The 19,747-nt window shown below is 41.4% G+C and carries 20 protein-coding genes; 18 read left to right on the plus strand and 2 right to left on the minus strand.

Going from position 1 to position 19,747, the window contains the following annotated elements:
• Window positions 1–2 precede the first annotated feature (2 nt).
• The 4 genes from IGI52_RS17975 to tnpA all read left to right on the plus strand — a co-directional run bounded on the left by IGI52_RS17975 (window position 3) and on the right by tnpA (window position 3,817).
• Window positions 3–917: an ABC transporter ATP-binding protein gene (locus IGI52_RS17975; RefSeq protein ID WP_438782000.1), complete on the plus strand. Its 915-nt coding sequence runs from the start codon at window positions 3–5 to the stop codon at window positions 915–917.
• Window positions 910–2,517, plus strand: a complete 1,608-nt coding sequence (locus tag IGI52_RS17980) for an ABC transporter permease (RefSeq protein WP_438782001.1) — start codon at window positions 910–912, stop codon at window positions 2,515–2,517. The genes IGI52_RS17975 and IGI52_RS17980 overlap by 8 nt, the downstream gene beginning before the upstream one ends.
• 4 nt (window positions 2,518–2,521) lie before the next feature.
• Window positions 2,522–3,157: a TetR/AcrR family transcriptional regulator gene (locus IGI52_RS17985; RefSeq protein WP_438782002.1), complete on the plus strand. Its 636-nt coding sequence runs from the start codon at window positions 2,522–2,524 to the stop codon at window positions 3,155–3,157.
• A gap of 177 nt (window positions 3,158–3,334) precedes the next feature.
• A complete protein-coding gene (gene tnpA / locus IGI52_RS17990) occupies window positions 3,335–3,817 on the plus strand; it encodes an IS200/IS605 family transposase (protein ID WP_438782003.1) in 483 nt (160 codons plus the stop codon).
• A gap of 144 nt (window positions 3,818–3,961) precedes the next feature.
• On the opposite strand, the gene IGI52_RS17995 is transcribed toward tnpA, so the two are convergent.
• Window positions 3,962–4,183: a hypothetical protein gene (locus IGI52_RS17995; RefSeq protein ID WP_216407637.1), complete on the minus strand. Its 222-nt coding sequence runs from the start codon at window positions 4,181–4,183 to the stop codon at window positions 3,962–3,964.
• A gap of 207 nt (window positions 4,184–4,390) precedes the next feature.
• On the opposite strand from IGI52_RS17995, the gene IGI52_RS18000 reads away from it, so the two are divergent.
• The 14 genes from IGI52_RS18000 to IGI52_RS18065 all read left to right on the plus strand — a co-directional run bounded on the left by IGI52_RS18000 (window position 4,391) and on the right by IGI52_RS18065 (window position 16,780).
• On the plus strand, window positions 4,391–5,137 hold the full coding sequence (locus IGI52_RS18000; protein WP_367397919.1) for a GntR family transcriptional regulator: 747 nt from the start codon (window positions 4,391–4,393) through the stop codon (window positions 5,135–5,137).
• 145 nt (window positions 5,138–5,282) lie between these two features.
• Window positions 5,283–5,771 carry a PTS system mannose/fructose/N-acetylgalactosamine-transporter subunit IIB gene (locus IGI52_RS18005; RefSeq protein WP_216407633.1) on the plus strand — a complete coding sequence of 163 codons (489 nt, stop codon included), beginning with the start codon at window positions 5,283–5,285 and terminating at the stop codon, window positions 5,769–5,771.
• An 18-nt stretch (window positions 5,772–5,789) separates the two neighbouring features.
• Window positions 5,790–6,602, plus strand: coding sequence for a PTS mannose/fructose/sorbose/N-acetylgalactosamine transporter subunit IIC (locus IGI52_RS18010; protein ID WP_216407631.1), 813 nt, complete (start codon window positions 5,790–5,792; stop codon window positions 6,600–6,602).
• Window positions 6,602–7,444 (plus strand): PTS system mannose/fructose/sorbose family transporter subunit IID, encoded by an 843-nt coding sequence (locus IGI52_RS18015; RefSeq protein ID WP_216407629.1) that lies wholly within the window; start codon window positions 6,602–6,604, stop codon window positions 7,442–7,444. The genes IGI52_RS18010 and IGI52_RS18015 overlap by 1 nt, the downstream gene beginning before the upstream one ends.
• A 27-nt stretch (window positions 7,445–7,471) precedes the next feature.
• Entirely contained in the window at window positions 7,472–7,891 is a 420-nt protein-coding gene (locus IGI52_RS18020; protein WP_438782004.1) for a PTS sugar transporter subunit IIA, read from the plus strand.
• Between the two features lie 35 nt (window positions 7,892–7,926).
• Window positions 7,927–9,660 (plus strand): class I mannose-6-phosphate isomerase, encoded by a 1,734-nt coding sequence (locus tag IGI52_RS18025; protein WP_438782005.1) that lies wholly within the window; start codon window positions 7,927–7,929, stop codon window positions 9,658–9,660.
• A 27-nt stretch (window positions 9,661–9,687) separates the two neighbouring features.
• Window positions 9,688–10,467: a glucose-6-phosphate isomerase family protein gene (locus IGI52_RS18030; protein ID WP_438782006.1), complete on the plus strand. Its 780-nt coding sequence runs from the start codon at window positions 9,688–9,690 to the stop codon at window positions 10,465–10,467.
• A gap of 23 nt (window positions 10,468–10,490) precedes the next feature.
• The gene (locus IGI52_RS18035) at window positions 10,491–11,051 is read left to right on the plus strand and encodes a glucose-6-phosphate isomerase family protein (RefSeq protein WP_438782007.1); all 561 of its coding nucleotides are present in this window, start codon (window positions 10,491–10,493) and stop codon (window positions 11,049–11,051) included.
• Window positions 11,052–11,221: 170 nt separating this feature from the next.
• Window positions 11,222–11,866: a hypothetical protein gene (locus IGI52_RS18040; RefSeq protein ID WP_438782008.1), complete on the plus strand. Its 645-nt coding sequence runs from the start codon at window positions 11,222–11,224 to the stop codon at window positions 11,864–11,866.
• Between the two features lie 135 nt (window positions 11,867–12,001).
• Complete coding sequence (gene dapB, locus IGI52_RS18045) at window positions 12,002–12,802, plus strand: 4-hydroxy-tetrahydrodipicolinate reductase (protein WP_438782009.1); 801 nt, start codon at window positions 12,002–12,004, stop codon at window positions 12,800–12,802.
• A 645-nt stretch (window positions 12,803–13,447) separates the two neighbouring features.
• Complete coding sequence (locus IGI52_RS18050) at window positions 13,448–14,590, plus strand: cystathionine gamma-synthase (protein ID WP_438782010.1); 1,143 nt, start codon at window positions 13,448–13,450, stop codon at window positions 14,588–14,590.
• 1 nt (window position 14,591) lies between these two features.
• On the plus strand, window positions 14,592–15,365 hold the full coding sequence (locus IGI52_RS18055) for an amino acid ABC transporter substrate-binding protein (RefSeq protein ID WP_438782011.1): 774 nt from the start codon (window positions 14,592–14,594) through the stop codon (window positions 15,363–15,365).
• Between the two features lie 18 nt (window positions 15,366–15,383).
• Window positions 15,384–16,037, plus strand: coding sequence for an amino acid ABC transporter permease (locus tag IGI52_RS18060; RefSeq protein ID WP_016180964.1), 654 nt, complete (start codon window positions 15,384–15,386; stop codon window positions 16,035–16,037).
• Window positions 16,038–16,048: 11 nt separating this feature from the next.
• Complete coding sequence (locus IGI52_RS18065; protein ID WP_438782012.1) at window positions 16,049–16,780, plus strand: amino acid ABC transporter ATP-binding protein; 732 nt, start codon at window positions 16,049–16,051, stop codon at window positions 16,778–16,780.
• Window positions 16,781–16,835: 55 nt separating this feature from the next.
• Here IGI52_RS18065 and IGI52_RS18070 read toward each other — a convergent pair whose 3' ends face one another.
• The gene (locus IGI52_RS18070; RefSeq protein ID WP_438782013.1) at window positions 16,836–19,505 is read right to left on the minus strand and encodes a cation-translocating P-type ATPase; all 2,670 of its coding nucleotides are present in this window, start codon (window positions 19,503–19,505) and stop codon (window positions 16,836–16,838) included.
• Window positions 19,506–19,747 lie beyond the last annotated feature (242 nt).

Genomic DNA, 19,747 nt, shown 5'->3' on the forward strand with positions numbered 1-19,747 from the left:
CGATGGAAAACCAGATCGTGTCGTTGAATAAAGTAGAGAAAAGATTTGGAAAGTTTCAGGCATTAAAGGATGTCACCTTTGATGTGAACAAAGGGGAAGTACTAGGTTTTATCGGTCCTAACGGGTCAGGAAAATCTACCACGATCCGGATATTGTTAGGTATGCTGAAAAAGTCTGGCGGTGAAGCAACGATTTTTGGTAAAGACGTGTGGAAGGAAGACACAGCAATTCACAAAAATATCTCCTATGTCCCTGGGGACGTCTTTCTTTGGCCTAACTTGACGGGAGGGGAGATCATCGACCTGCTTCTAAGATTAAATGATCAAAAACGCACACAGAGAACAGAAGAACTGATAAAAAAATTTCAATTAGACCCCAAGAAAAAAGCGCGAACCTATTCAAAAGGCAATCGCCAAAAGATAGCGTTAGTTGCAGCTTTATCTCAAGAAGCAGAGCTGTACATTTTTGATGAGCCGACTTCCGGACTGGACCCGCTGAATGAGAAATCCTTCCAAGAAGAAGTGTTGAAACTAAAAGAAGCAGGTAAGAGCATTTTGTTGTCTAGCCATATATTGTCAGAGGTTGAAAAGATGTGTGATCGGATTGCGATCATCCGTGAAGGAGAGATTATCGAGACAGGAGATTTGACTTCCATGCGGCATTTAACACGACTGGAGATTGCGGTAGAAACGAAGATACCTCTTGATGGTATAGAGCAATTTGCTGGCGTGCATAAGGTTCGTTTTTCAGACGATGACCACCAGGAAGCTGTTCTTTCAGTCGATCGAGATCAAATGACACAAATTATGACTTTTTTAGCAGAAAAACAAATCGTCAATTTGACCTCAACGCCGCCAACCTTAGAAGATTTATTCATGCGCTATTATGAAAAACAAGGGGCTGATTCTCATGAATAGTGGGGTAAAAACAGGTTATTTGTTAAGGGCAAATTTGAAGCAAAACCGTATCAAACACCTTATCTGGATCGTGATTTTAGTTGGCCTATTTGCTTCTGCATCAACAAAATTCAATGTATTATTTGGGACGCAAACAGATATCAATGCAATTGTTGAAACGTTGAAGACCCCAGCTATGGTTTCGCTGTTTGGTGAATTTTCTGCTATTGAGCCGTATACGACAGCGAATGTTTTTGCTTCTGAAATGCTGGTTTTTATGGGAATGTTTATGGTCTTTATGAATATTTCGTTGGCAATCTCAAATACACGGGCGGAGGAAGATTCAGGACTGTTGGAAATGGTTCGCTCACGAACAGTCGGACGCTTGGCGCCAACCTACGCGACAGCTGTTGAGATACTTTTGATCAATGGATTGATGGGGATTTTATATGTAGCTAGTTTAATTGCAGCTGATCTTAATGGGGCAACGCTGCAGGGCGATCTATTAATGGGTGCCAGTATTGCCAGTATTGGTATCATGTTTGGTTTTATCAGTCTGCTGGTGGCTCAGCTGGCAAATAATTCTCGTAGCGCGAACTTTATGAGCTATGGGTTGTATGGATTCTTTTATATCATCCGAATGATGACCGACGTGACAGATCCTGATTGGACATGGATATCTCCTGTTGGCTGGATTCAAAAGACCGCAATCTACACTTATGATGATTGGCTTCCGGTCATAATGACTTTAGGGCTAGGTCTGATTTGTTTAGTGATTGCTGTAAAGATCGCTAAGACAAGGGATATTGGCAGCGGTGTTTTAGCCGCTCGTGATGGCAAAGGAAAAGCAGGCAGGTTGTTATCTTCACCGTTGGGATTAGTTTTAACGATTGAACGAAATAGCATCATTGGGTGGATCTTTGGCGGTGCTGTACTAGGAGCGGCTTATGGTTCGATCTTCAGTACGATTGGCGATATTATCGGCAGTAATCCAACCTATCGCAAAATTCTTGGTGTAACGCAAATTCATGCGGCGAATCGAGAATTGATCTTGAATTTTTTGAACATGTTAGGGTTGTTTTTTGTAGCGATCGCTGCGATTAGCGGAATTCTGATTATTTTTCGATTGAAATCAGATGACAAAAAGGGCTATCTGGAGATCCTTCACTCAAAAAGTATTTCTAAGACACGCCTAGCCTTCAGCTATTTCAGTGTTGGAACAATCGTGAGTGTTGTGGTGTTTACAGCAACTTTAGCTGGTGCCTTCTTTACTGGCAATAGCACACTGGATGACCCGATTGCAATCAACTATTTTTGGGAGACGCTGCTGGGCTTTTTACCGGCAACTTTATTCTTTGTTGGTATCGGAACATTCTTATCTGGTGCATTACCTAAATTAACGACTGTTCTGTGGATTTATTTAGCTGCCAGTGTATTAGTCAAAATGTTTGGTCCGTTGTTGAACTTATCGGATGATGTGGCAAATATTTCGCCTTTAGGTTGGGTGGGGAAAGTACCGACCGAGAATGTTCATACGACTGTGGCAATTGTCTTAGTTGCAGTTTTTCTTATTTTGACGATTGCTGGATTAATGGGCTACAATAAGCGGGACTTGGAGTGATTGGATGAAGGAAGTAGTGAAAGATCCGCAGAAGGAACAGCGCATTTTAACAACGAGCGCCAGTTTATTTGGTCAGCATGGCTATCGTGAGACAAAGACTGATCAGATTGCGGAAGAAGCTGGGGTTTCAAAAGGCTTGCTATTTCATTATTATGGAAATAAGGGCGGATTATATCAGGCAACGTATACTTATGCTTCTGATTTTTTCTATCAGAGAATCGATTATTCAGTTTGGACGAATGCCTCTGATCTGTTAGAGATGGTCGTCGAAGCTACGAAATATAAAATCGAGTTACAGTTGAAATATCCGCGTGAATTTGCATTTTTAATGAAATCTTACACTGAAATGCAGACGTTGCCAGAACCTCTACGAAAAGAAATGGTAGAGCGTCTAAATCAGGATTTTAGCCGTAGTATGAATTTAACAGATGAAGTGATTGGCAAACTGCCCTTACGCAAAGAGATTCAAGAAAAGGATGTGCTCGAGTTGATCTATGCTATTTTAAATAGTGAGACGACTAAGATTCAGCAGGAATTGGCACAACATCCAGAATGGAAAACGATTGAGGACTTGATGCCGGTAATTGACCGGTTGAAGCGTAAGCTGAAAATACTTGAATACGGTTTTGTTGAACGCTAATAAACTCTGTCGCCTCATTGAGGTGACAGAGTTTTAGTTATGGGCCTAGACGCCCAGTTTCGGACGAACTTTGTCCGAAACAAATAAACTACCCGCTATGCGGGTAGAGACAAGTGGTTTTACCACCAAAAATACCATTCCTTTACAATAAGAGTGTTCAGGCTCAAAAAGAAAGGAATGGTATTTTTGGCAAACAAGGCAAATAGCTTAGCGCATACAAAATGGATGTGTAAGTATCACATTGTTTTCACTCCAAAGTTTAGACGAAAAGTTATCTACAATCAAGTAAGGAAAGATTTAATAGAAATTTTCCAACGGTTATGTAAGTACAAGAGAATAGAAATTATCGAAGGGCATATGATGCCGGATCATGTTCATCTTTTGGTAAGTATTCCACCGAAAATGAGCGTGTCGAGTTTTGTTGGATATTTGAAAGGTAAAAGTGCGTTAATGATCTTCGAGAAACATGCGAATTTGAGATATAAATTTGGAAATCGAAAATTATGGGCGGAAGGTTATTATGTAAGTACAGTGGGGTTGAATGAAAAAACAATCGCAAAGTATATTCGAGAGCAGGAGCAACACGATCAAGCAATTGATAAGTTGAGTGTAAGAGAATATGAAGATCCATTTTCAGATGGGAAATTCCGAAAAAAATAAACCAGTTTAACTGGTCGTGAAAGAGGCAAAGACACTGAGCCTGAACAAGGTGAAGGGTAACGTCTTGAGGCGTAGTCATAGCAACAAGGGGTTTCACCCGCAGAGCAAACCACCCGTTTTCACGGGTGGTCCTGATTTACAGAATCAAAAATCAGAAAGAATAATCATCACAAATAGACCTTCTTCAGCTAGCGCACCGAAAAAAAGAATCAGACTATCAACAAATAGGACACTCATATTTGTTCCAAACATCACTGCTAAACGCTCTAATTTATCCTCAATCTTTTTCTCTTTGAAATAGACAAGGAAAAGATAAACATTCGCTAGCGCAAGTATAATAGTTGAAAGTATGATGGCGATTTTCATTGGTGTACCCCTTCACTTGATTAAAAGAAATCGTTTTTCTATTATTCATTATACTACTCAGCTTTTAGAAAGAAAGGGGAAATCTCAAAGCTTTAAAACCGCTTTATAATAGTTAATTATCGGAATTAGAAGAAAGAAAACGCATTCCATAAAGGTTGATATTTTAGAGGAAATATATTATTGTTATGACAATAGAACTTTTAAGGGGTGATATTTTTGAACGAAAAGCTAGCTAAAGGAAAAGGTGCAAGTCCTTTATATAGTCAAATAGCAGATGATTTACGATTCAAAATTGTTTCAGGTGAGTGGGGGGACGGAGAGAAAATCCCACCAGAGTTGGATTTATGTGATATTTACAATGTTAGCCGAATCACGATCAGAAAAGCGATTGATGAATTGGTTCGTGAGGGACATCTATACCGCGAACGGGCAAAAGGAACTTTCGTTTTATCAATGGATCATTCAACGGAAAAGGAACATTATACAATGGTCCGCAGCTTTACGCGGGAAATGGAGGAGCTGGGGAAAAAGGTTCGGACATTACACGCGCAAGTTAGTTTAATTGAGGCTTCCGAACGAATTTCTCAGCAATTAGGTATCGAAAAAGGTTCGAAGGTTCTTCAGCTTAGAAGAACCAGAGGAGTTGATGATGGAAAGGCTTTTGCTTATTTCGTCACACATATCCCTTATACGGAGAATTTCTCGCTGGATAGTAAGGATTATTATGGCTCCTTGTATGACTATTTAAAAACGTTTGACATTGTGATGAGTGAAAGCAAAGAATATGTCGAGGCGCTTAGTGCTACTCCAGAGCTTCAAGCTGTTTTAGAAGTACCAGAAAATACTCCTATTTTAAAAAGGGTTCGGATGGTTTCGAGAGCAGATGGACAGTATAAGGAAATCAGCGATTGCTACTATATCGGTGACCAGTATCGCTATTACATTGAAATCTAATAACAAAGAAGTGCAAAATACGCTTAGTAATTTTGCACTTTTTTCAAAAAAAGAAAAGAAAGCGTTGTCTTTTCTTAAAAAATGACTTATACTCTATTTGTGCTATTGTTATAACAAAATGACATAAAGAACAGGAGTGGAAAAAATGGCAATATCTTTTATTCGAATCGACGACCGAATCATTCATGGACAGGTAGTCACACGCTGGATGAGTGAACGAGCTTGCGATGGGGTCGTAGCAGTAGATGACCGTTCCGCCAACAATCCAACATTATCGAAGGCGCTTAAGGGAGCGGTGCCGAAGCCTCTGAAGGGATTTGTTATGACGGTTGATCGAACGGCCTTAAAATGGGACGAGATCGTAGGCAGTAAGAAGAATTATTTTCTAATTGCGAAGACACCAGAGACCCTTGTGCGCTTGTATGATGCTGGAGCAGATTTTATTTCTTGTTACCCGATTTTAAATGTTGGACCTATGAGTGCACGAGAAGGCGCCCGAAAAATTGGACCAAACGTGGCGATCACTGATGGAGAACGAGCAGCCTTCGAACGGTTAGATGCGTTAGGGATGGATATTCAGTTTAAATTGGTACCGGATTCAAAAGGCTTTACTTGGAAAGATATCGAAAAATAAAGAACGGAGGAATTCATTATGCTCTTTTTCCAAGCTGTATTGATCTCACTGCTATGCTACTTGGGTGCTCTCGGCACTCCCTGGTTGATGGGGCTGACCGGCGGCTGGTATACCATTAGCCGCCCCCTAGTATCAGGATTTTTGATTGGACTTATTTTAGGTGATGTGACACAGGGAATTATTATCGGAGTTGCCATTCAGGCAGTCTATATCGCGATGGTTACACCGGGTGGGCAAATGCCGGCAGATTTGAACTTTGTTGCTTATCCGGCCATTGCTTTAGCTATTTTATCCAATTCATCGACAGAGGTTGCGGTGACGTTAGCCACAACGATCGGTGTTATTGGTACGATCGTATTCAACTTCTTTCAAGTGGCCAACTCCTTCTGGAATCATCGGGCACAAAAAGCAATTGAAGAAGGCAACGAAAAAGCCTTCCATTTCAATTCGATTGTTGGACCGCAGCTGTTGAGCTTCGCTTTACGTTTTATTCCATCGTTCTTAGTGATTTATTTTGGATCCAGCTTTGCTAAGGAATTGTTAGCCAGCATGCCACAATATTTGATTGATGTCATGGGAATTTTAGGTGGCGCACTTCCTGCAATCGGGATCGTGATGCTGCTGACAGCCGTTGTTAAAGAAGACATCATGCTGCTGTTCTTCCTATTTGGGTTTGTCTGCGTGATTTTCTTGAAATTAAACATGATTGCCTTGGCTATTGTGGCAGGTGTGATTGCATATATCTATTTTCAGGCGCAATCTAAGCCAGCGGTAAAAGCCGCCACAGAAGACGGAGCTTATGATGATTTCGATGATGAGGAGGAATTCTAATGGAACAAAAAAGATCTTACCAACTTTTAGATAAAAAGACGCTGAATCAATCGTATATTCGTTGGATGATGTACAACTTAGTCGCGACAAGTTTCGAGTTCTTGGAAGCCTTTGGTTTTGCCTTATCAATGGAGCCAATTGCAAAACGTTTATATAAAGATGATCCTGAAGCACAAAAAGCGATGTTGAAACGGCATTCTGTTTTCTACAATACCGAACCGCAAATTGGTTCATTGATCAATGGTGTGGTTGTCGGATTAGAAGAGCAGCGTGCGTTAGGCAAAGAGGAAATCGATGATGATTTTATTAATGGTTTAAAGGTTGGTTTGATGGGACCTTTAGCAGGGATCGGCGATTCAATGATTCCGGGAATGTTGATTCCGATTTTGCTATCGATCGGGATGGGGCTGTCAGAAAACGGCAGTATCTTGGGACCGATCTTTTACATCGTTGCCTACAATACGATCATTATGCTGGGTACGCGTTTCTTGTTCTTTAAAGGGTATGAGCTGGGTGCTGAATCGGTCGATACCTTTGTCGGAGAAAAGGCGCAACAGATCACGCAGGCCTTCTCGGTTTTGGGAATGATTGTTATCGGCGGCGTTGCAGCTAGTTACGTAAATCTGCAATTACCGATTGTCTTGAAATTCAGTAGTGCGAAGATTGATATTCAACAAATTTTAGATGGGATTTTCCCGAATCTACTGCCATTAGTTTTAGTCTTAGTTTCATGGTATTTGATGGCGAAAAAAGGTGTCTCAGCGTTGAAGCTGATCGGTATTTACTTTGTGACAGCCTTTGGCGGTGTAGGAATTGCCTACTTGATCCAGATGATGTTCTAAGAAATTGAAAAACAAGGAGAAATGACGATGATCGGAGTTTTATTAGTGAGCCATTCAAAACTGGCTCATGGTATGAAAGCAGCAATTGAGTTTGTCGCTGGTGAACAGAAAAACTTATTTTCACTTGGTTTGGAAGAAACGGGCATCGCTCCATACAGAGCGGAGCTAGAAAACTTAGTCGCAAACTTATCAGAGGATATCAAGCAAATGATCATAGTTTGTGATATCCCAGCAGGTTCTCCAGGAACCAATGCCTATGATATTTTAACTCAAACCGATTTAGACATCGAAATGCTGTCGGGGATGAATCTGGCAATGCTATTAGACATGATTTTGATGCGAGAAGGAAAAGAATTCCACCAACTGATCGCTGATGGCATCAAGGCTGGAAAAGAAAGTATCGATCGAATGGATTTCTCAGAGGACGAGGACGAAGAGGAGTTCTAATGTCATATCATTATGATTATTAAAGAGGGGTAAAAATGACGTATAATTTGCAACCGGAGATCAAGGTGAATCACGCTGCACAGACATGGAACAGTTATGAGGAAATTCTTGAGGAACTAAAGCAGCAGCTTGATGATGGAAAGAAAACAATCACTTTAGAGTGCTACCCAGGAGTATATTTATCTGAATTAGAGGAACACCTGTTGAACCAATTGACAGATGTTCGACTAGTAAAAGCAGATGATTTTGCTTATGACGCTGAAACATTGACGAAAAAAATCGCCGCAAATATGACCGATGACCGTGTCTTCGGCATCATGTCACATGCCACATTAGATGATTTTTATCCAGACTATGAAGTAAAACAATTACAAAAGGAACTAGCAAAAGAAAAGAAAGCAGTCGTCGTTTACGGTACCGGAGCAGCGATCCTGCAGCCGCAGCCTGATCTTTTATGTTATGCCGACTTAACGCGCTGGGAGATTCAAAAACGACATCGCGCAGGCATGCCGAATTGGAAAGCGACCAATGAACAGGAAGATAATCTAAAAAAAGTAAAACGCGGCTTCTTCTTTGAATGGCGGGTAGCTGATCGCTTGAAACAAAGTATCACTGATCAAATTGATTATCTAATTGATACAAATGTTCCAGAGCAGGCAAAAATGGTCGATGGAACGAGCTATCGTGTTGCCCTGGATCAAATCGTGGAACAGCCGTTTCGTTTAGTTCCTTACTTTGATGCCAGTGTGTGGGGCGGTCAGTGGATGAAGAAGCAATTCAATCTAGACCCTAATCAGGAGAACTTTGGCTGGGCCTTTGATGGTGTGCCAGAGGAAAATAGTCTGTGTTTGAACTTTTCAGGGACAAAAATCGAGATCCCGGCAATCAATGTGGTTCATCAGCGTCCGATTGCTTTGCTAGGAAAAAAAGTTCAAGCGCGCTTTGGAAATGAGTTTCCGATTCGCTTCGATTACCTGGATACTGTTGGCGGCGGAAACTTAAGTCTACAGGTTCACCCACGCGTTGATTATATCCAGGATAAATTCGGCATGCCCTATACGCAAAATGAAAGCTATTATATTTTGCAGGCTTCTGAAAAATCCACGATCTATCTTGGCGTAAAAGAGGGAGTAGAAAAAGCAGAGCTCTTTGAGGAGCTGCGTAAAGCCGAAAAGGGCGACTATCGTTTTCCAGATGAGAAATACATCAATTGCTTCCCAGTGAAAAAACATGACCACTATTCGATTCCAGCGGGCACGATACATTGCGGCGGACCGGATACGGTGGTGTTGGAGATCAGTCAGACCCCCTACATTTTCACCTTTAAGCTGTGGGATTGGGAACGTTTGGGGTTGGATGGCGTTCCAAGGCCTGTTCATTTAGCACATGGAGAAGAAAATGTGAATACTGATTTTGACACGGCTTGGGTTAAAGAAAATTTGATCAATCCGTTTGAAACATTGCAGGAGGATAATGAAAGCCGTGTTGAAAAGACCGGGCTGCATGAGCTGGAGTTTATCGAGACCCATCGTCATTGGTTCAAAAAGGAAGTAAACGTACAGGTTCACCAAAGTGTCAATATGCTGAATTTGGTAGAAGGAGAAGCGATCACGGTCGAAAGTTTGGATGACAGCTTTGAGCCTTTTGAGATTCATTACGGAGAAACCTTTATCGTGCCCGAAGCGATCAAGGAATACAAATTGGTCAATCAAGGAGATCCGACAAAAGAAGTCGCTGTACTTCAAGCCTTTGTCAGAAATTTATCGTAGAATGGAACCAAATAAAGGAGGGAAAAAATGTTTGAAACAGGGTTAGGTATAACCTTTGATGAACAAACCCACGAGTTTATCTATCCACCTGCCGTTTTTGGTCCAGCTCATGCTGAACAGCGTCATTTAAAGGATATCCTTCATAGTATGGCGGATCATGAGGCGACCGGACCTGAGATCGTTTATTCGATCGCGATGGATGTGGGATCAGAACGTGATCGATCGGACTTACTGGAGCGAGAACTACTTTTTGGTATCGTTGCTTACGCGAAGGGTTCGATCGGTGAAGAGCCAGTCAAAAGCCAAGGACATATCCATTCAATTTCGCAGGCTTGTCAAATGTCGACCCCCGAGGTTTATGAGATTTGGTACGGCGAAGCAATCATCTATATGCAGGAAAGAGCGACGGATGATCCGGGGCGTTGCTATGCTGTGGGAGCCAAAGCTGGAGAAGTGGTGATCGTTCCGCCAGGCTGGGCACATTGCACGATCAATGCCTCAAAAACGGAACGCATGATTTTTGGTGCGTGGTGTGTGCGAGATTTTGGTTTTGACTATGAAGACGTTCGAGCGCATAACGGCTTGGCGTACTATCCTAAGTTCGATGCTCAAGGCAAGATTATTTGGGAGCAGAATCCCAGTTATCGATCAGACAAGTTGATCGAGAAAGCACCGCGTGGATACTCAGAATTTGCGATCGAATCGGAGCTTCCGATTTATCAGCAATATCAGCGAGATAAAAGCAGATTCGATTTTGTTGTCCGTCCCGATTTGTATAAAGAGAAATGGGAAAAATACGTTCCATGAAACCATATGATAAGGAGTCCGCGATGATCAATAAAAGTAAAATCAGGTATAACGGCGAAACCTTCAAGTTAGAAGGCAAAGGCATCCAAGAGAAAGAGACTCGAGCAAAAGATTTGGCAGGCTACTTTTCAGATACAGCCGCTTATCAGGAATTAAGTCCGGAAACGGTGATGTATCGCGTTGAATATCAAGACAATGATTTAGTTGAAGGAACGCCGGGGGGACTGTATTTTGGGATCACCCATTTATATCCTGGAGTGGTTGGAGCAGAATACTTTCTGACAAAAGGGCATTTTCATGCGAAGCGAGACACCGGTGAGTATTACTTTGGATTAGAGGGACAAGGTCTGCTGATGATGACAGACAATGGTGAAACACAGCTGGAAGAGGTGGTTCCCGGATCAGTTCATTACATTCCGGGGAATACGGCGCATCGTTTGATCAATACTGGAGCAACGTTGTTGTCAGTCTCTGCCTGTTGGCAAACGGAATCAGGCCATGACTATGCGCCGCCAGAAGAAATGTTTCCCCAAAGAGTTTTGCGGGCTGCATCTGGGGAGCCTGTCATTAAAATAAATGATTAAAAAAGGAACTGGATCGGCAAGAATGTCGATCCAGTTTTTTAGATAATTTTAATTCTCTGTGATTTTTCTAGGAATAAACTAACTGTCATGACATTGACTTTCCACTCTGCTTCGCTATACTGCTATACTATATAAGAAAATAAGAGATTAAAGAAAGGGTGGTGAGTTTGATGAATTTTGCTGAATCGGATTTTGCGTACTATGAACGTACGATCAAGATCATGTATCAAAACTATTACTGGAAACGAATCACGATCAGTGCAGTGGCATTAGTGATCATTATGGTATACAGCGGCATATTTCAAGATAATTTAGTATTGAATGGTTTACTGATGGTACTGATAGCAGCGTTGATGGTTTATCTGTTTTTAGAAAAGCAGAAATTTCCGGAGGTCTATCAAGCTTTTTTAGCCGAAAATACACCGGACGTACAGATCCACAAAATCCAAGAAGAAGAGTACAGCTATAATGTGATGGACGATGAAAAAATTCGGATCAATAAAAAAGGTGTACGCAATCTGCCATCCAATAACAAGCAATATACGATGATGGTCGGTTTCTCCAAAGCCTTCTTCTCGCGGGAACCGCTGCAAATCGTCTACTACGATATGCTTGATCTTACATATGAGGAGAAGTTTCGCTTAAAACGTAATGGCTACAGCTCAATGCCGCGCTTTTTACGTCGTTTTACCTTGAGTAATTTGAAGGCAAGTGCTGGAAATGCAGTTAGTTTTATTTTAGGAAATATTTTCCTTTTATTTATTTTATTTCGATTATTACGTTATTTATGGTCGTTCTTGCGAATTTTTTTTTAATAAAGATCGACGTTATCACCTGTGGAAGACTCCACAGGTGATTTTTCATATTTTAGATGATTTTGCCTCAGTGAAGTCCTTTCCATGGTAAACTAATTTTGAAATCGTTTTACGAACAGTACAGGAGGGAAGAAATTGATTAAAACAATTATTGTTGGTCCTCGGGGGAAGATGGGGCGTTTAATCACTCAGATAGCTGCTGATAGTGAGGAGTTAGAGTTAGTAGCAGGAGTAGGAGCAAAAGGTCGTGATTATATAGGTCAGGATTTAGGCCAGGTGGCATTACTTGGACGTGATCTTGGAATCTCTATCGTGGATCATTTAGAGGCCGTGATCGATGAGTGCGATGTTATTATTGATTTTTCAACAAGAGAAATGGGCTTGAAGGTATTACAATTAGCTAAGCAATATAAAAAAGCTTTGGTTTGCGGAACGACTGGCTTTAGTTCTGAAGAAATGGCACTGTTTCATGAAGCGGGAGAAACGATTCCAATGCTCTATGCTGCGAATACTTCAAAATTAGTCAATGTCATGAATAAGCTATTGCAAATGGCAACTGCCGCTATCGGGGAAGAAACGGATATTGAAATTGTAGAAATGCATGATCGCTGGAAAAAGGACGCACCAAGCGGCACATCGAAAGAAATGGGCGAATTGATCGCACATGAGTTAGGGGCTGAGTTTTCGGACTTAGCGGTCTATGGTCGTGAAGGGACGGGGGGACGTAAAACGGGAACAATCGGTTATCATTCTGTTCGGATGGGGGATACACCAAGTAGCCATACCGTTTTCTTTGGCGGATTCGGTGAACGGCTAGAGATCAGTCATCATTCAACCGATTGGCAAGGCTTTGCAAGAGGAGCTTGCGATTGTGCACTATTTTTGGCTAAACAGCCACCAGGTAACTACTCGGTTTCTGATGTGTTAAAAATTTAGATAAACTGTTTTTTTAAGAGATGTTTTTCACTGAATATCTTTCTAAAATTAGTTCATTAGCTAGATTTATCTAATCATTAAGATAGTTATTTTACTTTTTTTCTGAGAGTTTATTGATTGACTTCTCATTTTTTAAGTGCTAAATTTAATCCAATCATTTAAGGAGGTCAGGACTCATGACAAACAACACTGCGAAATATATGACTCTACAAACAGTTGAATCAGCATGTTGTTGTATGGTGCAAAAAAGCAGCATACCACTTTGTCATGCCTATTAACTGTTCTGAGCTCGTTTAAAAAGAAGGAAACTTCTCATTTTTAACGATACTAAGAGGTGCAGCTTTAATAGCTGCACCTCTTTTTGTCAGTTCCGCTTTTCACAATATAAAAAGATCGAGGGATGTTCATTGGATAAGAAAATTTATGATCGTGCTGTTTAGCGGAATGATATACGTATGAAAATAACTTCACTTTTCTGGATTTTAGAAAAATGATTACATCAGAAATGAGCTAGCTGCCGTTGTTATCACATTCTAACGTGATTAGAAAATAGTACGTATAATAAAAAAGACAGGAGGAACCACCATGTGTTGTTGCTTAACAGATGAACGCTGAAGAAATGACTAAATACTAGGAGGAAATCACATGCATTTATCAACGAAATTAATTCACGGAGGAATCAGTGAAGACCCGTTAACAGGATCGGTCAGTGTACCAATCTATCAAACCTCAACATATCGTCAAACAAAATTAGGACAACCGGGAGATTTTGAATACTCACGTTCTGGTAATCCGACTCGTTTGGCTCTAGAAGAGCTGATTGCTGAACTTGAAGGTGGAGTGAAAGGTTTTGCTTTTGGCTCTGGCTTAGCAGCTATTCATGCGACATTATCCTTATTCCAACCGGGAGATCATTTGATTTTAGGTGATGACGTGTACGGTGGGACGTTCCGCTTATTGGAAAAAGTCTTTAAGCCGCTGGGGTTAAGCTACACAATGATAGACAGTCGGGAACTTTCACAATTAGAAGCGGCTTTCACTGAAAAAACGAAGGCATTGTATTTGGAAACACCTAGTAATCCGTTATTAAAAATCGTCGACATAGAAAAGAGTGCAGCGTGGGCAAAGAATCACGAGTTACTGACTATCGTTGATAACACCTTCGCCACCCCCTATTTGCAGCAGCCTCTATCATTGGGCGCAGATATTGTTTTGCATAGTGGGACAAAATATCTAGGGGGACATAGTGATTTAGTTGCTGGTTTAGCGACAACGAATAACGAAGAGTTAGCTGAAAAAATCGGCTTTTATCAGAATTCAATCGGCGGAGTTCTTGGCCCGCAGGACAGCTGGCTGCTCCAAAGAGGAATCAAAACCTTAGCCGTACGAATGGAAGCACATCAAAAGAATGCTGAAACACTTGCAAACTATTTAGTTGCTCATCCAGCCGTAGAAAAAGTATACTATCCTGGGTTATCTGATTATGTTGGACACGAAATCGCTGCGAAACAAATGCGCGGTTTTGGCGGAATGGTCGCTTTTGAGTTAGTGAATGAAATTAAAGTTGCAGAATTTGTTGAGGCACTGAAAGTCATTACTTTGGCCGAAAGCCTTGGAGGCGTTGAAAGTTTGATTGAAGTTCCAGCGGTTATGACTCATGCCTCGATTCCAAAAGAAAAACGAGAAGCGTCTGGTATTAAGGATGGCTTGATTCGATTATCAGTGGGAATTGAAGATATTGAAGATTTAAAGCAGGATTTAAACCAAGCGTTAGAAGGGAAAGAATAAAATGAAAAAATCAATTATTGCAGTTGTTAGTTTATTAGTCGTCGGTATCTTGTTTTTGGCAGGCTGCCAGTCAAAAGGTGACGGTGAAGCAAGCTCGGAAAAGGTTTTGCGTGTAGGGACAGAAGGAACGTATTCACCGTTTTCTTTTCGGGATGATAATGATAAGTTGACTGGGTACGACGTGGATGTCGCAAAAGCAGTGGCGAAAAAAATCGACTATAAAGTCAAATTTGTGGAAGCACCTTGGGATTCGATGTTAGCAGCCTTTGATGCAAATAAATCCGATGTGATCTTCAACCAAGTGTCGATCACCCCTGAACGTAAAGAAAAATATTTGTTTAGTACACCGTATTCAGTTTCTCATCCAGCGTTGATCGTAAATAAAGATAATAATAAGATTAAGGACTTCGCTGATTTGAAAGGAAAAACATCTGCTCAATCATTAACTAGTAACTACGCTCAAATGGCAGAAGATCTTGGTGCAGAGATCTCAAGTGTTGATGGATTTAGTAAGGCAGTAGAACTGGTTGGCGATAATCGTGCAGATGCTACTTTGAACGATGACGTGACTTATTACGATTATTTGAACCAAAAACCAGATGCACCAATCAAAATCGTGAAAACTTCGGATGAAGCAACAGAAGTAGCCGCGATGTTCCATAAAGATGATAAAGAATTAGCTGAGAAAGTTGATAAAGCCATCAAAGAGTTAGAAGCAGATGGTACCTTAACGAAGCTATCAGAAAAATATTTCAAGAAGGATATTTCTAAATAGAGGGAAGGTCTAAGTAAAATGGAACGAACAATTGATATTATTCAAAGCTCTGCGCTGCCGTTGTTTTGGGCACTGTTAAAAATGACGATTCCTTTAACCCTGATCTCTTTCGCCTTGGGGATGGTCTTGGCTTTAATCACTGCCTTAGCCCGGATTTCAAAAAATCGCATTTTAAACGGAATCTTTTTCCTATATGTTTGGGTCTTCCGTGGGACGCCTTTATTAGTCCAATTATTTATCGTCTTTTTTGGACTCCCTTCTGTAGGGATTCAAATGGATGCATGGACTGCAGCGATTTTGACTTTTTCATTAAATACCGGCGCGTATGCTTCTGAAAACATTCGTTCCGCTTTACTAGCGATTCCTCAGGGGCAATATGAGTCCGCGGCATCTTTAGGAATGAGCCGTTGGCAGATTCTTTATCGTATTATTGCACCTCAAGCTTTTAAGATCGCGTTGCCGCCTTTGTCCAATAACTTTGTTAGTCTGGTCAAAGATACCTCATTGGCAGCTAGTATCACGATTGTGGAAATTTTTATGACGGCTCAACGGATTGCTGCTCGTACTTACGAGCCATTATTGCTTTACTGCATGGTGGCGGTCTATTATTTAGTATTTTGTACCTTCTTGAATTATTTGCAGTCTGTACTTGAAAAACGGATGGTCTATTAGGGGGAAGAATCATGTTAACAATCGAGAAATTAAATAAAAGTTTTGATGGCAATCAAGTGTTAAAGGAAATCGATTTGACCTTTCAACCTGGGGAGACGACCGTCATCTTAGGACCTTCGGGTTCAGGGAAAAGTACATTACTGCGTTCAATCGATTTATTGGAGACACCGGATAGTGGCAGAATCAAAATCGATCAGGACAATCTTTCTTTCCCGCAAAATTTATCCTTTCGTCAATTAAAGGAATATCGTGGACATTTCAGTATCGTTTTCCAAGCTTATAACCTTTTCCCCCATTTGACAGTGATCCAAAACGTCATGGAAGGACCCACGCAGGTGAAGAGAGTTTCCAAAGATCAAGCGCGAGAACAGGCAGAACAACTACTGGAAAAAGTCGGATTATTAGATAAAGCAAACGAGCATCCGAAACAATTATCTGGCGGACAAATGCAACGGGTAGCGATTGCTCGTGCATTGGCGATGGAGCCTGAGTTTATGCTTTATGATGAACCAACGAGTGCACTAGACCCAGAGCTGGCACAAGAAGTATTGCAAGTAATCAAGGATTTAGCCGAATCAGGCAATGGCCAGATTGTTGTGACTCACCATTTGGAGTTTGCTCGTAAAGTCGCAGATCGAATCGTTTTTCTTGAAGAAGGACAAGTGACTTTTGACGGCAGCAGTCGAGCGTTCTTTGAAAGTGACAATCCGCGAATTCAACGTTATCTGCAACAATTCTTATAAGCCAAAAGCCGACATCAGAATGCTGATGTCGGCTTTTTCATGCGGTTAATCTCGTTTAGTATTTATTCAATTGTGCTTTTGCCCTTGGTTCTTGTACTTTCACTATGATCATCTTAGTGATTTCCATCAATAGAACGGCTGAAGTTGCTAGAGCGAGAGCCAAGCCAATTTCCTTCAAAGCAAAGGCTGCTGGAATAGCAAAAACTTCTCGTAACCCTGGTAATAATGTCAGGCTAAATAATCCGCCACAAACAAGAATTGCCAACAAGACCATTTTATTGGAGAACAAACCAACTTGTACGGAGGTTTGTGTGTTGGAACGAGCGGCAAAAGTTTGTAATGTCCGACTTAAAATCAAGGTCGAAAAGGCCATCGCGACACCCATTTCAGCGGATTGCAGATTTCCGATCCATTGGGCGGTGATCACGGCAACGGCGATCAAAATCCCACGATAGGTTACAGAGATCAGTGTTTTACCAGTGAAGATCCCGCTGTTCGGATCTCGCGGCTGACGCTGCATAATCGTCGGCTCCGCTTTTTCCATTCCTAAAGCAATTGCCGGCAGTGAATCATTTACCAAATTGATAAAGAGTAGTTGCAAAGCAGTAAATGGATTTGCCCAACCGATTGCTAAGGCAAAGATGATCGCGATGATCGCACCTAAATTTCCAGCAAATAGATAAGCAACAGCTTTTTTGATATTATCAAAAACATTTCGTCCAACTTCGACGGCCTTAATAATTGAAGCAAAGTTGTCATCTGTCAGAACCATCGCAGCTGCATCTTTCGCAACATCTGTTCCAGTTCCCATCGCAATTCCGATATCTGCTTGCTTCAAGGCAGGAGCATCATTGACACCGTCACCGGTCATAGCAGAGATTTTGCCTTTGTCTTGCCAAGCACGGACGATTCGGATTTTGTTTTCTGGTGAAACACGAGCGTAAACCGTGATTTGTTCTAATTGTTCGGCTAACTCAGCTTCACTCAATTGATCCAATTCAGCACCAGTCAATGCAAGATCGCCTTGTTGGAAAATCCCAATTTCTTTCGCAATGGCAACGGCAGTCGTTTTATGGTCACCGGTGATCATCACTGTTTGAATACCAGCAGAGTTGGCATCAGCGACCGCTTGGAAAACTTCTTCCCGCGGCGGGTCGATCATTGCCAGCAATCCGACTAAGATCAGATCTTTTTCATCGTCTAACGTTATCGAATCTGTTGTTACTTCTTTATAAGCAAAGGCCAATACACGTAATGCCCGTTCAGAAAAAGCCTCGTTTTGTTTTTGGAAACGCGCTTTAAGCTCTGGTGTAAAATCGACAACCTGTCCGTCAAGCAACACTTTCGAGCTGCGCTCAAAAACGATATCCGGGCCACCTTTCGTTACCATGGTTTTTTGTTGGTCGATCGTGTGAAGTGTTGACATCAATTTACGATCAGAGTCAAAAGGCAGTTCCGCCTGTCGAGGATATTTCTTACGCAAGTCACGATACGATTGGTTTTGTTCTTCGCTATAGTCGATTAATGCGATCTCCGTTGGATCGCCTAATTTTGTACCGTCTTCACTAATCGTTGCATCATTAGCTAGAACACTAATTTCAATTAAACGTTGTTCATCTGCTTCCCATTGCTTCGGATCGTTTGAAAATTCTCCGCTTTGTCCATCGGCTAAGAAGTGATCAACAACTGTCATTTTATTTTGTGTCAACGTCCCCGTTTTGTCAGTACAAATAATACTCGTTGAGCCTAATGTTTCTACAGCAGGCAGCTTACGAATGATCGCATGCTGTTTCGCCATTTTCTTTGTTCCTAATGAAAGAACGATTGTAACGATTGATTGCAGCGCTTCTGGAATTGCCGCCACGGCTACGGCGACAGCGAACATAAAGGCATTGACAATATCTTGCGTCATATCGGCTGAACCGTCTAAGAAAACGCGCAATAATTGAACACCTAGGATCACTAAAGATAGAACCAAAATCGCCATACTTAATTTCTTACTGAAACTGTCTAATCCTCGTTGAAGTGGTGTTTTTTGTTCTGTCGTTGATTCTAATAAATCAGCGACCTGACCAATCTCCGTATCACTGCCTGTAGAAGTTACTAAAAATTTTCCGCGACCATAAGTCACGATCGTTCCGCTAAAAACCATGTTGAGACGGTCACCAATAGGGACATCGTTACCCAATGTTGTGATTTCTTTTTCAGCTGGGGTCGATTCACCAGTCAGCATTCCCTCGTCAACTTTTAACGATCCGGCTTCGAGCAAGCGACCGTCAGCCGGCACATAATCACCAGCTTCTAAAATAACGATATCACCAGTAACGATTTCTTTAGCAGGAATGCTTTGCTCTTGTCTTCCACGCAGCACGCTAGCATCCGGTGCAGAAAGTTTTTTCAAAGCATCCAGTGAACCTTCAGCCTTTTTCGTCTGAATGACACTCACAATCGAGTTTAACAACAGTACAGCAAAAATGACGATTGATTCAACGTGAGCGCCCATCACCATTTGAACAACGGCAACGATCAGCAACACGATCACCATTGCATCTTTAAAGGTTTCTAAAAATAAAGTCAGCGAGGATTTCTTCTTCGCTTCTTTTAACTGATTTGGTCCATTTTCCTGCAGGCGCCTTTGGGCTTCTGCTTGGCTTAAACCTTCTGGCGCAGTGTTCAAGTCCTTCATTAATTCCTCTGTTTCTTGCTGGTACGCGTGTTTTGTCAATTTATATCCTCCAATTTTTTTATTTCACTTAGCTTAGTGGTAACGTCCTGAAAAAAAAAGAAAGAGACCCAAGGCAAGTGTTTAAACTTGTCTTAGGTCTCACCATTTCATACGATACCAGAAAACCATCGCTGGTTAACTTACTGTTGATATCACAACAACAACGTTGCCGGTTACTCCCCTAAGGAGTTATTAATATGTTTAAATCTTAACGGAAATGATTTTTGATTGCAAGGAAAATG

It is taken from the genome of Enterococcus sp. DIV0187 (genome assembly GCF_051713785.1).
Classification (GTDB): domain Bacteria; phylum Bacillota; class Bacilli; order Lactobacillales; family Enterococcaceae; genus Enterococcus_A; species Enterococcus_A avium.

Coding starts and splice junctions, on each gene's coding strand:
- IGI52_RS17975 (WP_438782000.1), top strand. CDS start 3: ATGGAAAACCAGATCGTGTCGTTGAATAAAGTAGAGAAAAGATTTGGA.
- IGI52_RS17980 (WP_438782001.1), top strand. CDS start 910: ATGAATAGTGGGGTAAAAACAGGTTATTTGTTAAGGGCAAATTTGAAG.
- IGI52_RS17985 (WP_438782002.1), top strand. CDS start 2,522: ATGAAGGAAGTAGTGAAAGATCCGCAGAAGGAACAGCGCATTTTAACA.
- tnpA (WP_438782003.1), top strand. CDS start 3,335: ATGGTATTTTTGGCAAACAAGGCAAATAGCTTAGCGCATACAAAATGG.
- IGI52_RS17995 (WP_216407637.1), bottom strand. CDS start 4,183: ATGAAAATCGCCATCATACTTTCAACTATTATACTTGCGCTAGCGAAT.
- IGI52_RS18005 (WP_216407633.1), top strand. CDS start 5,283: ATGGCAATATCTTTTATTCGAATCGACGACCGAATCATTCATGGACAG.
- IGI52_RS18010 (WP_216407631.1), top strand. CDS start 5,790: ATGCTCTTTTTCCAAGCTGTATTGATCTCACTGCTATGCTACTTGGGT.
- IGI52_RS18015 (WP_216407629.1), top strand. CDS start 6,602: ATGGAACAAAAAAGATCTTACCAACTTTTAGATAAAAAGACGCTGAAT.
- IGI52_RS18020 (WP_438782004.1), top strand. CDS start 7,472: ATGATCGGAGTTTTATTAGTGAGCCATTCAAAACTGGCTCATGGTATG.
- IGI52_RS18025 (WP_438782005.1), top strand. CDS start 7,927: ATGACGTATAATTTGCAACCGGAGATCAAGGTGAATCACGCTGCACAG.
- IGI52_RS18030 (WP_438782006.1), top strand. CDS start 9,688: ATGTTTGAAACAGGGTTAGGTATAACCTTTGATGAACAAACCCACGAG.
- IGI52_RS18035 (WP_438782007.1), top strand. CDS start 10,491: ATGATCAATAAAAGTAAAATCAGGTATAACGGCGAAACCTTCAAGTTA.
- IGI52_RS18040 (WP_438782008.1), top strand. CDS start 11,222: ATGAATTTTGCTGAATCGGATTTTGCGTACTATGAACGTACGATCAAG.
- IGI52_RS18050 (WP_438782010.1), top strand. CDS start 13,448: ATGCATTTATCAACGAAATTAATTCACGGAGGAATCAGTGAAGACCCG.
- IGI52_RS18055 (WP_438782011.1), top strand. CDS start 14,592: ATGAAAAAATCAATTATTGCAGTTGTTAGTTTATTAGTCGTCGGTATC.
- IGI52_RS18060 (WP_016180964.1), top strand. CDS start 15,384: ATGGAACGAACAATTGATATTATTCAAAGCTCTGCGCTGCCGTTGTTT.
- IGI52_RS18065 (WP_438782012.1), top strand. CDS start 16,049: ATGTTAACAATCGAGAAATTAAATAAAAGTTTTGATGGCAATCAAGTG.